The following is a 15,141-nucleotide window of genomic DNA, read 5'->3' as shown; positions in this document are numbered from 1 at the left end:
CACCTTGGTGTTAGTCCGCGCTCTCAATCACTGGAGCAGTACGGGACAATCTACTTCCGCGCCCTTATCCACGCACATCGGCGGCGGGCATGCTGCCATGCCCCGCCGCAATCGGCATCCAGACCGGGGTACGCGCGACTGCGCTCGCCGAACCTAGTATTTGCTGACATCGATGACCGCGGAGGCAAATGCCTGCGGCGCTTCCTGCGGAAGATTGTGGCCGATCCCGCCTTTGATCAAACGATGCTGATACTTGCCTGAGAATTTCCTGGCATAGGCGGTGCTGTCGGGATGGGGCGCACCGTTGGCATCCCCTTCAAGGGTGATCGTCGGAACGGAAATGACCGGCGCTATAGCCAGCTTCTTTTCCAAATCGTCATACTTCGCCTCGCCTTCGGCCAGCCCGAGGCGCCATCGATAATTATGGATCGAGATGCTGACATGATCCGGGCTGTCGAGCGACGCAGCGCTTCGATCGAAGGTCGCATCATCGAACTGCCATTTCGGTGAGGCGATCTGCCAGATCAGCCTGGCAAAGTCGTGGCGAAATTTGTCGTATCCAGCCCTGCCTCGCTCGGTCGCAAAGTAATATTGGTACCACCATTGCAATTCCGCTTTCGGCGGCAGCGGCATCGTGTTTGCCTGCTGACTGCCGATGAGATAGCCGCTCACCGATACCATCGACTTGCAGCGGCCCGGCCATAGCGCGGCGACGACGTTCGCGGTCCGCGCCCCCCAGTCGAATCCGGCCAGATGCGCCTTCTCGATCTTGAGAGCGTCCATAAGGGCAATGACGTCGACACCGAGGGCAGCCTGCTGGCCATTGCGAAGTGCGTCGCTGGAAAGAAATCGTGTTGTGCCATAGCCGCGCAGATGCGGAACGATAACCCGAAATCCCTTTGCGGTCAGGATTGGCGCAATCTCGACGAATGCGTGGATGTCATAGGGCCAGCCATGCAACAGAATGACCACCGGACCGTCTGGCGGCCCCGCGTCGACATAACCGACATTGAGCACACCTGCATCGATCTGCCTGAGCGGACCAAATTGCGCCGCTGGCCCATTGCTCCTCGATGCATTGGCCGGTTTGGCCTGTGCCGCACCCAAGCCAAGCTGAGCAAACGCGAAGGTGGCGGCCGCTGCGCCGAGCAGGTGCCGCCGTTCCTCATTGAAATCGTTAGCCATCAGAACCTCTCCACATGCTTCCGTTGAACAATTGCTGTGGAATCCGCCTCCGTTCGCTCTCGGATGCTTTCCCAGCGCGGCGGTTCGAGCGAACCCGCCTGACCGGCATAAGCGCGCGTTTTCCACGACGTATCCGCGAGATGATCTTGGGAATGATCGCGAGGGCCTATCGTCTTCAAAGGCGGCGACCTACGACCAAGGTGTTAGCCGGCGATCCATCAGGCCACGGGAGCAACGCGCCGGGCTGTTTTGCTATTGCTATTGAAGTCGACCGGCTCAAGGGGCGCAATTCGGGCCGCACCACCGCCTGACGTGGAGACGGCGCTCCCTCAAGCTCAACAGCGATCAGTCTGGGCGAAAGACGACAGGGACTTACCGGGAAAATTTGGTAGCGAGAGAGGGACTCGAACCCCCGACCCCAGGATTATGATTCCCGTGCTCTAACCAGCTGAGCTACCTCGCCACGGTTCACCGTCACGGCTTTATATACCGCAGTCGCGAACGCGCGGCATATAAGGAGCCGGTCGGGGACCTGTCAAGCAAACCCGATCCGCTCGAAACGGCGCTATTTGGGCCGGATCGAGGGATCGCCGCCGGGGCTGCCGGGCGGCGGAATCACCGGGGTTTTGCTGCCATTCGGGGCCGGCGCGTGCATTTCGGGATCAATGCCGGCGGGCGGGCACAGCACGCCATCGGAGCGCGCCAGCCGCTCGCCAAGCGACTCGGCCCGCTGACCGGTGGTGGTGCCTTCCGGCGCCGATTGGCCGGATTGTGGCGCGGGCAGCATCGGCGCACAATTGGCGGACCGCGCGGTCGATGGCGGTGCGGTCGGTGCCGGGGGCGTGGTCGGACCCGGCGGGGCCTGCGCCACCGCCATGCCGGAGGCCGCCATCAGAACACACGACAAAAAGAGCGAGCGTTTTATTGCCATGCAGGGAAAACGGTCCGCGGCCGCGGAGGTTCCCGGGTGATTTCACGACTTGCGGAAGCGGATCAGTGAAAAATGCCCCATCGGCGGCATCGGCCGCCGCTCCGTCAGGCTGACGCCGCCATGTTTGGCCGCCCAATTGGTCAGGCGTTCCCACGGGAATTCCGGCCGCCAGCCGAGCCGCCGCGCCAGCGGTGCGAAGGCGAGTTCAAAGATGCGGCGCGGCCCGCTTTCGGCGCCGATGTGGTTGACCAGGATGAGTTCGCCGCCGGGTTTCAGCACGCGGATGAAATCATCCAGCGTCGCTTCCGGATCCGGCACCGCGGTGATGACATACTGCGCCACCACGGCATCGAAGAAGGAATCCTTGAACGCCAAATTCTTGGCGTCCATCACCGCGAGCGTTTCGACATTGGAAAGGCCGAGCGCGCGAACCCGCTGCTGCGCCCGGCGCAGCATCGGCTCTGAAATATCGACGCCGCATAATTTGGTGCTGCGCGAATAATCCGACAATGACAGTCCGGTGCCGACGCCGACGTCGAGAATGCGGCCGCCGATCTTGTCGGCTTCCGCGATCGTCGATTGACGGCCGTGCTCGAACACCTTGCCGAACACGAGATCGTAGACCGGCGCCCAGCGCCCATAAGCCTTTTCGACCCCATCGCGGTCGATGTCCGCAGTCATTGCCTCAAGCCCCCGCCCTCAAGCCCCAATTCTTACTAGCCGCGCATCACCTCGGCGAGCGGCGGTGAAGTTGCCGCCGGTGTCCCTGCCCTCGCCGCGGCGTTCCGCGCGGTGGCACTCCTGATAAATCCGCCGCCGAGCACGCGCGCCTGCCCCGCGGGCGCATCGTAAAACACGCAAGCCTGGCCCGGCGAAACGCCCTCTTCGCCGGCGACAAGCTCGACTTCATAGCCACCATCGACCGCGCGCAGCCACGCCGGCTGCGGCGGCCGCGTCGAGCGCACGCGCACGAACATCTCGATGCCTGCGCCGATCACCTGTTCGAGCGGACCATCGCCGATCCAGTTGACGTCGCGCAGCCGAATGCGATCCATCCGCAGCGCCTCGCGCGGTCCCACCACGACGCGGCGGCTGGCGGCATCGAGCTTGACGACATAGAGCGGCGCGGCTGCGGCGATGCCCAGTCCCTTGCGCTGGCCAACGGTGAAATGAACGATGCCCTGATGCTGGCCGATGACGTGGCCGTCGAGATCGACGATGTCGCCGGGCTCGATCGCGCCCGGCTTGAGGCGGCCGATGATGTCGGTGTAGCGTCCGGTCGGCACGAAGCAGATGTCCTGGCTGTCCTGCTTGTCGGCAACTTCGAGGCCAAAGCGCCGCGCCAGTTCGCGCGTTTCCGGTTTGGTCATGTCGCCGAGCGGAAAGCGCAGATAGTCGAGCTGCTCGCGCGTGGTCGCGAACAGGAAATAGCTCTGGTCGCGATCGGCATCGGCCGCACACACCAGCGCCCGCGATCCGCCGGCGAGGCGGCGCGAGGCGACATAGTGCCCGGTCGCGAGCGCGCTGGCGCCAAGCTCGCGCGCGGTCGCCAGCAGGTCGCGAAACTTGACCGAGCGGTTGCACTCGATGCACGGCACCGGGGTTTCGCCGAGCGCATAGCTGTCGGCGAAATTGTCGATCACCGACTCGCGAAAACGGCTTTCGTAATCCAGCACGTAATGCGGAATGCCGATCCGCTCGGCGACATTGCGGGCGTCGTGGATGTCACGGCCGGCGCAGCAGGCGCCCTTGCGATGGGTGGCCGCGCCGTGGTCGTAGAGCTGCAGCGTGATGCCGACCACGTCGTAGCCCTCGGACTTCAGCAAGGCAGCCGTCACCGACGAGTCGACGCCGCCGGACATGGCGACCACAATCCGGGTGTCCTGGGGGCGGCCTTCGAGGTCCAGACTGTTGGGCATGGCAGGTCAATCGTCTTCAATCGCGAGGGCAGCAGCGCCGCGCGGCCAGAGTTCAAAAAAGCCTTTTATATATAAGGCCTTATAGCGCGCCCGGCCGGATCGCGCCGGACCGGAAGCCGCTCTTTAATATAGGCCGTATTCCCGGGAGGCAATCAGCCGGGCAGGCCCTGGGCCGGTATTGAGACGGCAAATCTTGCCGCCGGGCAGAAAAGGGGGTTGGCCCGAGGCCGCTGCGGCCAACCCAACATTTATTTAAGTATTTGAAACTAAATGATATTTTTTGTAAATCTGGCGTGGCCCGGTCCTTGCTGAAGGGATAGCCAAGGTTTCAGCGCGAGGGTCACCCGTGGTTAGTGTCACGTCAGACGTATTGGCAAACGTGTCTTTTCAAGGCCCGCCGGCGAGGTCGGGGCGGCCGGAGTCCGACCAGATGGCCGGAAACGACAGCTTTGCCGCGCTGGTCGACAGCAATAAGGCCGCGGGCAATAGCGACAACCGCTCCCAGGACACCGCGCCGCGACGCGCCGACGATTCGCACAGCCTGGCGGACAACCGGGCGCGCGATAGCGCCGCCGCATCGGACAAAGCCGCTTCCGACAAGGCCGCGCGCAGCGACGCGCGCCAGGAGTCCAGCAACCGCGATGCCCGCGACAAGGCCGAGGCGGACGCCAAGACTGGCGCCCAGACGGACGCAAGCCGCCGCTCCAGGGCGAAATCGGATTCCGCCAAATCCGACACTTTCAAATCTGACACTTCCAATTCCGACATTTCGAAACCGGATGAGACCAAGGCCGAAGCAAAACCCGCTTCCGGCGAAAGCGCTGCGGCCAGCGATCAGACCGAAGCGAACCAGGATACGGCAGCCATCGTAACGGCCAACGCCGTTGCCACGGTGATTCCCGTCGCTGCCGCGACTGCGGAAGCCTCAAGTGCAAAGCCCGCAGCCGACACCGCGACGGCGCCGCTGGCCATCGCCGCGGCCGCCATTGCCGCCGCCGCCTCGCTCACCGGGGCAACCGCTCCGGCAACCCATGCCAGCGCAAATCCGGTCGCGACCGCTACCGCCGCCAAGGCGGAGGGCACAAAGCTCGATGCCCACACCGCAGCCAGCGTCGCCGTCACCACGCAAGCCACGTCTGCCGACACCACGGTCACATCAGCCATTGCATTGGCCGCTTCTGCAGTTGCCACGACTGCCGGCATGACGAAAACCGCAACGCAAGCCAAAACGCCGGTCGTTGCGAAGGAAGCCACTGCGACATCAGGCGAGCCCGACAAGGCTGCCGGCACTACGGCCGCTGCCGCGGCAGCACCCGGCAGCATCGTTCCCGCCGCCGCGCCCGCGGCGGAGGTCGCAGGCCAGCCGAAAGCCGAGAACGGCGTCATCGACGCCGCCAAGCCGGAAGTCGCAGGCAACGGCGCCCCGGCACCATCGGCCAATGCGGCCGCACACGCGCATTCGGTGACAGCCGACGCCGGCCAGACGCTGGCCAGCGCACCCAACAACGGCTTGCAGGCGACAAGCGCGATTCAGACGCAGCAGCCGGCGGCTTCCACCGCATCGGCTCCGGCTCCTCAGCTCAACGTCGCCGTGGCGACGAGCGCGGCGGTGCCGCTCAGCGGGCTTGCGATGGAAATCGCCGCATCGGCCAGGAGCGGCAAGAGCCGCTTTGAAATCCGACTCGATCCGGCCGAGCTTGGCCGCATCGACGTCCGCATCGATGTCGATCGCAACGGCCAGGTGACGTCGCATCTGACGGTGGAACGCCCCGAAACATTGTCGATGCTGCGTCAGGACGCCAACCAGCTCCAGCGCGCGCTCGACAATGCCGGACTTTCGACCGGCAACAGCGGGCTGCAGTTCAGCCTGCGCGATCAATCCTCGCAAGGCCAGAACGACGGCAACCAGTCCAATCCCAACGCCCATCGCCTGGTCGTCAGCGAAGAAGACAGCGTTCCGCCGGCGGTTGCCGGCCGCAACTACGGCCGCATGCTCGGAGCGAGCGGCGGCGTCGACATCAGGATCTAAAGGAGAGTGCCATGGCAGTCGATGCAACGATGCCGACGACAATCGTCTCGGCGCCCGGAACCGGAAAGTCGAGTTCCAGCAGTTCGACGAGTTCGACCACGTCGGCGGGACTCGCCGATAATTTCCAGACCTTTCTGACCCTGCTGACGACGCAGCTGCAGAACCAGAGCCCGCTCGATCCGCTCGACACCAACCAGTTCACCCAGCAGCTGGTGCAGTTCGCCGGCGTCGAGCAGCAGCTCAAATCCAACGAGCAGCTGAAGGCGCTGCTCGAAATCGAAAAGAGCGCCCAGGCGACTCAGGCGCTGGTCTATGTCGGCAACACGGTGGCGGTCGACGGCAGCAAGGCGCAGTTCGACAAATCCGCGACCTGGAATTTCAAGACCGACAAGGACACCTCCGCGGTGATCACGATCACCAACTCGGCGGGACAGACGGCCTACACCGGCAACTACACGCTGAAACAGGGCAATGCCAGTTTCGTCTGGGACGGCAGAGGCAATGACGGCGTGCAATGGCCGGCCGGCGCCTACACCCTGTCCGCCACCGGCAAGGACAGTTCGGGCAACAACGTGGCGATATCAACCGAAGTCCAGGGCATCGTGGATTCGGTCGATCTCAGCGCCTCCCCGCCGCTGCTTTCGATCGGCGGGCAAAACTACACGACCGACAAGATCAAGCGCGTGGTGCGGCCAACGACGAGTTCGACCTAGCGCGGCCTAGCGAACCGGCGATGACGCAGCGCATTCTCTCTCCGCGTCATTGCGAGCGCAGCGAAGCAATCCATCTATCCGCTTGCTGAGGCATGGATTGCTTCGCTGCGCTCGCAATGACGGAGGCAAGACTTCGAATTCACATTTCGCAACCCGGTTGCGAAATTACGCTTGCGTGGGAGGCGGCGCAGCAACGTCAGTAGGGCGGATTGGAGCCGAAGGCGTAATCCGCCGTCTCTGAAGGCGCGAGGATAATTCGGCATGAGATCCGCAATAGCGCATGTTAGAGTCGTGCTGTAGCCGACATGGCGGATTACGCCTTCGGCTCCAATCCGCCCTACGAGCTGTATTCGACGTCGCAACGCACGCTGTCGTTGGCTCAGCCAAGGGCACCCTTGCATCGGCGAAAATATCCGGCGCTGACTACATATGCGCGATATCGAAGGCCACAATGAGGGGGGACACCGAGGAGACTCGATACGCCTTTATCTTCGACGGCAAAATTCTCCCCTACACGATACCACCCCGTTTGGACCTCGGTTACGAGGTGGCTATCGCGCCAAACGATTGTTTGGTGCGTGGAATCTTCTACCCGCAGGCGAACACTTCGCAAGGTGCGGAAATCGTCGTGCTGAAGATTCTAAACAGGAGTCGATGCGAGCCGCAGTAGTCGGCAGGTTGGTCGTGCATCTGTAGTAGGGGGAACGCTAACGAAGGAAATAGACTGCACCCCGTAAGCCCGTAGCCTATAAGGCGGATTGAGCCGAAGGCGTAATCCGCCGCACCGATTATAACGCCAACGGTCAGTGCTACCCTACGCTCCATATCGAATGATGGTCGCGCTTGCGCACTTGGCGAGCGGAGACGTTCAGCGAACAGCGATGACCCGAGGGTGATTTGCCTGAATGGCGGATTACGCCTTCCACTTTCGCTTGTGGAGCTACCGCCGATGTCGTCGGCTCCAATCCGCCCTACCCAGCTCTCCCCGCCCCGCCTCCCCCAGACGCCCCGCCCCGCCCCCCAGTTCCCGTCAGTTTCAACGAGATTCGTATTGAACCCTTGGGCTTAGGCAAATTTTAAGTCGGCAGGCGTAGGTTGTTACCGTGAGTTCAGTGGTTGAGAGTTTGTGAGTACGCCATGACAGAACCCCATCGCCCGAGGGTAAAATACGTCATCGGGCCTGACGGTAGTCCATTAACTATTGCGGACCTGCCCGCGCCCGGCACCAAGCGGTGGGTGATCCGCCGCAAGGCCGAAGTCGTTGCCGCGGTTCGCGGCGGCCTGCTCTCCCTCGAGGAGGCTTGCAGCCGCTACACGCTGACGGTGGACGAGTTCCTGTCCTGGCAGTTCTCCATCGATCAGCACGGCCTGGCCGGCTTGCGGACCACCCGCATCCAGCAATACCGGCAATAAACCCGCCAAACCGGAAGACTTGATGAAAACCGGCTTCGTTTTGCGAAGCTGGTTTTTTTCATGCCGAACATATCTTCGCCGTCTTTAACGATCGTTAACCATATGGAAACCATCCCCTAGGCAATAATTGCCCAGTCGGTCCCAGGGTACGAATCCTGGCCGAATCCCTGGGGGCGGTTGGTGCAAAGTCTCGTTGCTTTCCTGAGAGGCCTCGGCGCGTCGCGGCTGATGGCGATGGTCGCGGTGACCGCAGCCCTGATCGGCTTCTTCGCGTTCGTCATCATGCGCGTCACGACGCCGCAGATGACCACCCTCTTCACCGATCTTACGGCCGAAGACTCCTCCAGCATCATCAAGGACCTGGAGCGCCAGGCGATCCCGTTCGAAATGCGCAACGAAGGCGCCGTGATCATGGTGCCGAAGGACAAGGTGACGCGGCTGCGGATGAAGCTGGCCGAGGGCGGCCTGCCCAAGGGCGGCGGCGTCGGCTACGAGATTTTCGACAAATCCGACGCGCTCGGCACCACGAGCTTCGTCCAGAACATCAATCATCTGCGCGCGCTGGAGGGCGAACTCTCCCGCACCATCCGCGCCATCGACCGCATCCAGGCCGCCCGGGTCCACCTGGTGCTGCCGGAACGGCCGCTGTTCTCGCGCGAAATCCCGGAGCCGTCGGCTTCCATCGTGGTCCGGGTGCGCGGCAGCCTCGAACCGCAGCAGATCCGCGCCATCCGCCACGTGGTCGCTTCCGCCGTCAACGGGCTGAAGCCGCAGCGGGTGTCGATCGTCGACGAGGGCGGCCGGCTCTTGGCCGACGGCGCCAGCGGCAACGCCGAGGGCGCCAGCGGCGACGAACGCCGCACCGCCTTCGAGAAACGGATGCGCAACGAGGTCGAGGCGATCGTCTCCTCGGTGGTCGGCCAGGGCCGCGCCCGCGTCCAGCTCACCGCCGATTTCGACTACAACAAGGTCACCCAGACCTCGGACAAGTTCGATCCGGAAGGGCGCGTGCTGCGCTCCAGCCAGTCCCGCGAGGAATCCTCGGCGACCGCCGGCGACACCGGCCAGGTCACGGTCAACAACGAACTGCCCGGCAACCAGGCCAACGCCGGCGTGCCGGCGCGCGACCAGAGCAAGAAGAGCGAAGAAACCAACAATTACGAGATTTCCCGCGTCACCAAGACCGAAGTCACCGAGGCCGGCCGGGTCAACCGGATCTCGGTCGCGGTGCTGGTCGACGGCGCCTACGCCAAGAACGAAAAAGGCGAGATGGTCTATCAGGACCGCAGCAAGGAACAGCTCGACCGCATCGCCACGCTGGTTCGCTCGGCGATCGGCTTCGACCAGAAGCGCGGCGACCAGGTCGAGGTCGTGAACCTCCGCTTTGCCGAAGCCCCGTCGGTGCCCCCGGTCGCCGAGCCGACCGGCCTGCTCGGCATGTTCCAGTTCACCAAGGATGACGTCATGTACGTCATCGAGCTCGGCGTCATGATGCTGCTCGGCCTCGTCGTGCTGTTCATGGTGATCCGCCCGCTGGTCAAGCGCATCCTGGCCGCCGAAGTCATTCCCGCGCTGACCGGCGCTGCCGCGGTGCCGGCGCTGACCGACGGCAGCGAAGGCGCGCCCGGCCAGGCCCTGATTCCGGCCGGCGGCGCCGCCGCATTGATCGACGTCGCCCAGGTTCAGGGCCAGGTCCACGCCCAGGCCGTGCACCGGGTCGGCGAACTCGCCGAACGAAATCCGAACGAGACCGCGTCCATTGTTCGTCAATGGCTCAGCGAAGGCGCGGAAGCGAGCTGACATGGCCGTACCTCAAACCACAAACGCCAACGACATCACCACCGTCATCTCGGCGCTGGCGAGCCGTCAGGCCGCGCGGCCGAAGGGCCAGAAGTTGAGCGGGCCGAAACGCGCCGCGATCCTGATGCTGGCGCTCGGCGAACAATACGGCGGCAAGGTCTGGGCGCTGCTCGACGACGACGAGGTGCGCGAATTGTCGATCCACATGTCGACGCTCGGCACCGTCGAGGCCGACGTGGTCGAAGACCTGCTGCTCGAATTCGTCTCGAGGATGTCGGCCTCCGGCGCCCTGATGGGCACCTTCGACGCCACCGAACGGCTGCTGCAACAATACCTGCCGAGCGAGCGCGTCACCGGCATCATGGACGAAATCCGCGGCCCCGCCGGCCGCAACATGTGGGAGAAGCTCTCCAACGTGCAGGAAGAGGTGCTCGCCAACTACCTCAAGAACGAATACCCGCAGACCATCGCCGTGGTGCTGTCGAAACTGAAGCCGGAACACGCCGCCCGCGTGCTGGCGATCCTGCCCGAGGATCTCGCGCTCGACGTGATCGGCCGCATGCTGAAGATGGAAGCGGTGCAGAAGGAAGTCATCGAGCGCGTCGAACAGACGCTGCGGACCGAATTCATGTCCAATTTGTCGCAGACCCGCCGCCGCGACGCCCACGAGGTGATGGCCGAAATCTTCAACAATTTCGACCGGCAGACCGAAACCCGCTTCATCACCTCGCTGGAAGAGGAAAACCGCGAATCCGCCGAGCGCATCAAGGCGCTGATGTTCACCTTCGACGACCTGATCAAGCTCGATACCGCCTCGGCGCAGACGCTGATGCGCAACATCGACAAGGACAAGCTCGGCATTGCGCTGAAGAGCGCCAATGAGGAGGTCCGCAGCTTCTTCCTCGGCAACATGTCGTCCCGCGCCGGCAAGATGCTGCTGGACGACATGGCCGCGATGGGACCGGTGCGGCTGCGCGACGTCGACGAGGCGCAGGCGCTGCTCGTCAACCTCGCCAAGGACATGGCCGCGAAGGGCGAAATCACCTTGACCAAGAACCGCGCCGACGACGAGCTGGTGTACTGATGGCCGCACCCGCAAAATTCCTGTTCGACATGGACTTCGGAGCGCCGGACAAGACGCGCGAGCGTCCCGCCACGCCAGCCGAGATCGCGCAGCAGATCGCCTCGGCCGAGGCCCGCGCCTATCGCGACGGCTACGAGGCCGCGCAGCGCGAGGCCAAGGCCGAAAGCGACCGCCGCGCCGCGCTGGCGCTGGAGGAGATCGGCATTTCGATCAAGGGCATCGCCTCGCGCTATAGCGGCATCGAGGCGCGGATGGAGACCGAAGCGGTCGATGTCGCGGTCGCGGTGGCCCGCAAGCTGTGCAGCGAATTGATTGCCGCCGAGCCACTCGGCGAGATCATGGCACTGGTCGGCGATTGCTTCTCGCACCTGGTTTCGACGCCGCACCTCGTGGTCCGCATCAACGACGCGCTGTACGAAGTCGCGCGCGAAAAGATCGAGCGGCAGGCCACGCAGAGCGGCTTCGAAGGCCGGCTGGTGATCCTGGCCGAGCCTGGCATCGCAACCGGCGACTGCCGGATCGAATGGGCCGACGGCGGCGTGGTGCTGGAGCGCGCGGCCATCGAAGCCAAGATCAACGAACTTGTCGGGCGCTACATGGCGTCCCGCGATCAGGCCGGAAGGCCATGAGGACTGAACCATGAGCGACACCGATACCCAGGTCCCGCTGCAAGACCTCAACGCCGCCGACCCGACGCCGGCCGACGACCTGGCCTACAATGACGACGAACAGGCCTCGCGCATCGCGGCCGATCTGGAGGCCGTGTTCGACGTGCCGGTGCAGGTCTCGGCGGTGCTCGGCCGCTCCAAGATGGACGTCGGCGAACTGTTGAAGCTCGGCCCCGGCACCGTGCTCGAACTCGACCGCCGGGTCGGCGAAGCGATCGATATCTACGTCAACAACCGGCTGGTGGCGCGCGGCGAAGTCGTGCTGGTGGAAGACAAGCTCGGCGTCACCATGACGGAAATCATCAAGGCGGAACGCAACTAAACAACGGCACGCGCATAAGCGGCGCGAACAGACGAACAGGAGACTATGATGCGGCTTCTCATCGTTGGCACATTGAAGGGCCAGCTCACGACGGCCACCAAGATCGCGATGGACAACGGCGCTTCGGTGACCCACGCCGAGACGATCGAACAGGCGATGGCGGTGCTGCGCGGCGGCAAGGGCGCCGACCTGATGCTGGTCGACGTCGCGCTCGATATCCGCGACCTGGTGATGCGGCTCGAAGCCGAGCACATCCATGTGCCGATCGTGGCCTGCGGCATCTCCAATGACGCCCGCGCCGCGGTCGCCGCGATCCACGCCGGCGCCAAGGAATACATCCCGCTGCCGCCCGATCCGGAACTGATCGCCGCCGTGCTCGCCGCCGTCGCCAACGATTCCCGCGACCTGATCTATCGCGACGAAGCGATGGGCAAGGTGGTCAAGCTGGCGCAGCAGATCGCCGGCTCCGACGCCTCTGTCATGATCACCGGCGAATCCGGTACCGGCAAGGAAGTGCTGGCGCGCTACGTTCACACCCGCTCGCAGCGCGCCAAGCGGCCGTTCATCTCGATCAACTGCGCGGCGATCCCCGAGCACCTCCTGGAATCCGAACTGTTCGGCCACGAGAAGGGCGCCTTCACCGGGGCCGTGGCGCGGCGCATCGGCAAATTCGAGGAAGCCACCGGCGGCACGCTGCTGCTCGACGAAATTTCCGAGATGGACGTGCGGCTGCAATCGAAACTGCTGCGCGCGATCCAGGAGCGCGTCATCGACCGCGTCGGTGGCACCAGGCCGGTCCCGGTCGATATCCGCATCATCGCGACCTCGAACCGCAATCTGGCCGATGCGGTGCGCGAAGGCACCTTCCGCGAGGATCTGCTGTTCCGGCTCAACGTCGTCAATCTGAAGATCCCGGCGCTGCGCGACCGGCCGGCGGATATCATCGAACTGGCGCATCACTTCGCCAAGAAATATTCCGATGCCAATGGCGTACCGCTGCGCCCGATCTCCGCCGAGGCGCGGCAGGTGCTGACCTCCAACCGCTGGCAGGGCAACGTCCGTGAGCTGGAAAATACCATGCACCGCTCGGTGCTGATGGCGCAGGGCGACGAGATCGGCGCCGATGCCATCCTGACCCCGGATGGCGACCGTCTCGACCTGGCCAAGACCGCGCCGGCCGTGGCGCACGCCACCTTCGCCGCCGAACAGGTCACGCGTGCGCTGGTCGGGCGCACGGTTGCCGACGTCGAGCGCGATCTGATCCTCGAAACTCTCAAGCACTGCCTCGGTAACCGCACCCACGCGGCCAACATCCTCGGCATTTCGATCCGCACGCTGCGCAACAAGCTGAACGAATATGCCGACGGCGGAATACCGGTCACGCCGGCAGGCTCCGGGGATTATCAGCGCTTTGCGACGGCGGGCTAGCGGCTGCGTTCCCCGGATGCTGCGCAGCGCGCCGCGTTAGCGGCGTGGAGCGCTTCTGATCCGGGGTCCTGCGTGGGTCCCGGCTCTGCGGAGCAGCGTACTGGACGATGCTTCGCATCGCCAGGAGGACGCTGCACCGCGTCCGGGACACGAAACATCACGAATAACTCGGCGCGTCCGGCTTACGGAAAATGTGAATGGGATCGCCGGGCTGCAGGTCGCGCCCGGTGAAGACAGCGTAGGCGTACAGTGCGAGGTACGCGATCGCGATCGCGCCGACGCCGTAAAATGCCCAAGTGGCGATCCGCTTCATCGCACTAATGTATCACGTTGATAACAATTGCGAAACTATCCCGCCGCCGCAACCTTCGCTGGCGCGACGCTCACCGCCAGTTTGCCATAGCGATCCCTGAAGGCCTCGGTGTCGATTTCCTCCAGCTGGATCGCGCCGCTCATGACGCCGGCCTTCCAGGCCTCATGCTCGGGATCATTCTGGAATTCCGGCATCACTTCCCTGGCGAACAATTCGAGCGAGTCGCAGATGTGCTCGTGGCTGTTCTTGCCGGCCTGGTTGAGCAGGATCACCTGATCGATGTGCGACGACCGAAACCGCCGCAGTTTCTTGCGGATGGTTTCCGGTGAGCCGATTAGGCCGCCGCGCAAGGCTGCCTCCTGCGCCTCCGGATTGTCGCGTTTCCATTTGTTGTACTCGTCCCACATGTTGACGGTGCCGGGGTCGGGGCGCTGCCGGTTCTGCGACGCGCCATAATAGCGCAGCGCGAACTGGAAGAAAGTGGCGCCGTCGGCGCGGGCGCGCGCCTCCTCGTCGGTTCTGGCGCACATGAAGAACGACACCAGCGCCATGTTCGGGTTGATCTCGTAGTCGGCGAGTTTCTTCAGCCGTTTGGTGATCGCGTTGTAATAGGCGTGCACCCAGGCATGCGCCGCCTCCGCGCTGACGAACTGAAAGCCCAGTGCGCCAAAGCCGTTCTCGCCGGCGCGTTCGATGGTCGGCAATTGCGAGCACGCCATCCACAGCGGCGGATGAGGCTTCTGGACCGGCTTCGGCACCACGTTGCGCAACGGAATGTCGAAATATTTGCCGTGATGCTCGGTGCCCACTTTGGTGAACATCGGAAAGATCGCGGCGACGGCCTCCTCAAACACCTCGCGCTTGGTTTCCATGTCGCGGCCGAACGGCGTCAGTTCGGTGATCGAGGCGCTCTCGCCCATGCCGAACTCGCAGCGTCCGTTGCTGAGCAGATCGAGCACCGCGACGCGCTCGGCGACGCGGGCGGGATGGTTGGTGGTGAGCTGGAAAATGCCGTGGCCGAGCCGAATCTTTTTGGTGCGCTGGGAGGCGGCGGCCAAGAACGATTCCGGCGACGGCGAATGCGAATATTCTTCCAGGAAATGATGTTCCACCACCCAGGCATGGTCATAGCCGAGGCGGTCGGCGGTCTCGAGCTGCGTCAGGGCGTTCTGATAGAGCCGCAGCTCATCGCCCTCTTGCCATGGGCGCGGCAGTTGCAGCTCGTAAAAGATGCCGAACTTCATGACGTCGCTCCCGATTGTTGTTTTGTTGCAGTGTATTCGCCACCAGGCCCGAGTCTAGCCTCGGCCGTGAAACTCCAATTCCGCGCCGCGGA

The 15,141-nt window shown here is 64.0% G+C and carries 14 protein-coding genes and 1 tRNA gene; 8 read left to right on the top strand and 7 right to left on the bottom strand.

The genetic code is table 11. The features are described from left to right. Nucleotides 1-153 precede the first annotated feature (153 nt). The 5 genes from ACSQ84_RS15040 to mnmA all read right to left on the bottom strand — a co-directional run bounded on the left by ACSQ84_RS15040 (nt 154) and on the right by mnmA (nt 4,035). Complete coding sequence (locus ACSQ84_RS15040; protein ID WP_436213082.1) at nt 154-1,185, bottom strand: alpha/beta fold hydrolase; 1,032 nt, start codon at nt 1,183-1,185, stop codon at nt 154-156. A gap of 386 nt (nt 1,186-1,571) precedes the next feature. Continuing rightward, nucleotides 1,572-1,648, bottom strand: a tRNA-Met gene (locus ACSQ84_RS15035). A gap of 102 nt (nt 1,649-1,750) precedes the next feature. Beyond that, on the bottom strand, nt 1,751-2,116 hold the full coding sequence (locus ACSQ84_RS15030) for a hypothetical protein (protein WP_436212465.1): 366 nt from the start codon (nt 2,114-2,116) through the stop codon (nt 1,751-1,753). A 42-nt stretch (nt 2,117-2,158) separates the two neighbouring features. After that, nucleotides 2,159-2,797, bottom strand: coding sequence for a class I SAM-dependent methyltransferase (locus ACSQ84_RS15025; RefSeq protein ID WP_436212464.1), 639 nt, complete (start codon nt 2,795-2,797; stop codon nt 2,159-2,161). Between the two features lie 35 nt (nt 2,798-2,832). Continuing rightward, on the bottom strand, nt 2,833-4,035 hold the full coding sequence (mnmA, locus tag ACSQ84_RS15020; RefSeq protein WP_436212463.1) for a tRNA 2-thiouridine(34) synthase MnmA: 1,203 nt from the start codon (nt 4,033-4,035) through the stop codon (nt 2,833-2,835). Between the two features lie 430 nt (nt 4,036-4,465). On the opposite strand from mnmA, the gene ACSQ84_RS15015 reads away from it, so the two are divergent. The 8 genes from ACSQ84_RS15015 to flbD all read left to right on the top strand — a co-directional run bounded on the left by ACSQ84_RS15015 (nt 4,466) and on the right by flbD (nt 13,492). Beyond that, nucleotides 4,466-6,064 carry a flagellar hook-length control protein FliK gene (locus ACSQ84_RS15015; RefSeq protein ID WP_436212462.1) on the top strand — a complete coding sequence of 533 codons (1,599 nt, stop codon included), beginning with the start codon at nt 4,466-4,468 and terminating at the stop codon, nt 6,062-6,064. Between the two features lie 11 nt (nt 6,065-6,075). Then, nucleotides 6,076-6,777, top strand: coding sequence for a flagellar hook assembly protein FlgD (locus ACSQ84_RS15010; RefSeq protein ID WP_436212461.1), 702 nt, complete (start codon nt 6,076-6,078; stop codon nt 6,775-6,777). Nucleotides 6,778-7,914: 1,137 nt separating this feature from the next. Beyond that, nucleotides 7,915-8,190, top strand: coding sequence for a CtrA inhibitor SciP (gene sciP / locus ACSQ84_RS15005; RefSeq protein WP_002714638.1), 276 nt, complete (start codon nt 7,915-7,917; stop codon nt 8,188-8,190). A 180-nt stretch (nt 8,191-8,370) separates the two neighbouring features. After that, nucleotides 8,371-9,990: a flagellar basal-body MS-ring/collar protein FliF gene (gene fliF, locus ACSQ84_RS15000; RefSeq protein ID WP_436212460.1), complete on the top strand. Its 1,620-nt coding sequence runs from the start codon at nt 8,371-8,373 to the stop codon at nt 9,988-9,990. 1 nt (nt 9,991) lies between these two features. Further along, nucleotides 9,992-11,074: a flagellar motor switch protein FliG gene (fliG, locus tag ACSQ84_RS14995; protein ID WP_436212459.1), complete on the top strand. Its 1,083-nt coding sequence runs from the start codon at nt 9,992-9,994 to the stop codon at nt 11,072-11,074. Next, nucleotides 11,074-11,703 (top strand): FliH/SctL family protein, encoded by a 630-nt coding sequence (locus ACSQ84_RS14990; protein WP_436212458.1) that lies wholly within the window; start codon nt 11,074-11,076, stop codon nt 11,701-11,703. Before fliG ends, ACSQ84_RS14990 begins: the two co-directional genes overlap by 1 nt. A 10-nt stretch (nt 11,704-11,713) precedes the next feature. Next, a complete protein-coding gene (fliN, locus tag ACSQ84_RS14985) occupies nt 11,714-12,064 on the top strand; it encodes a flagellar motor switch protein FliN (protein ID WP_436212457.1) in 351 nt (116 codons plus the stop codon). A 48-nt stretch (nt 12,065-12,112) separates the two neighbouring features. Continuing rightward, entirely contained in the window at nt 12,113-13,492 is a 1,380-nt protein-coding gene (gene flbD / locus ACSQ84_RS14980) for a sigma-54-dependent transcriptional regulator FlbD (protein ID WP_436212456.1), read from the top strand. A 157-nt stretch (nt 13,493-13,649) separates the two neighbouring features. Here flbD and ACSQ84_RS14975 read toward each other — a convergent pair whose 3' ends face one another. Together ACSQ84_RS14975 and ACSQ84_RS14970 are read right to left on the bottom strand one after the other, a co-directional pair. After that, nucleotides 13,650-13,805 (bottom strand): hypothetical protein, encoded by a 156-nt coding sequence (locus ACSQ84_RS14975; RefSeq protein WP_436212455.1) that lies wholly within the window; start codon nt 13,803-13,805, stop codon nt 13,650-13,652. Nucleotides 13,806-13,840: 35 nt separating this feature from the next. Beyond that, nucleotides 13,841-15,049: an LLM class flavin-dependent oxidoreductase gene (locus ACSQ84_RS14970; protein ID WP_436212454.1), complete on the bottom strand. Its 1,209-nt coding sequence runs from the start codon at nt 15,047-15,049 to the stop codon at nt 13,841-13,843. Nucleotides 15,050-15,141 lie beyond the last annotated feature (92 nt).

The sequence above is a fragment of the Bradyrhizobium sp. LjRoot220 genome (assembly GCF_964252915.1).
GTDB lineage: Bacteria > Pseudomonadota > Alphaproteobacteria > Rhizobiales > Xanthobacteraceae > Bradyrhizobium.
The sequence above is the reverse complement of the archived record's forward strand: the minus strand, read 5'-3'. Positions and strand labels throughout refer to the sequence as shown.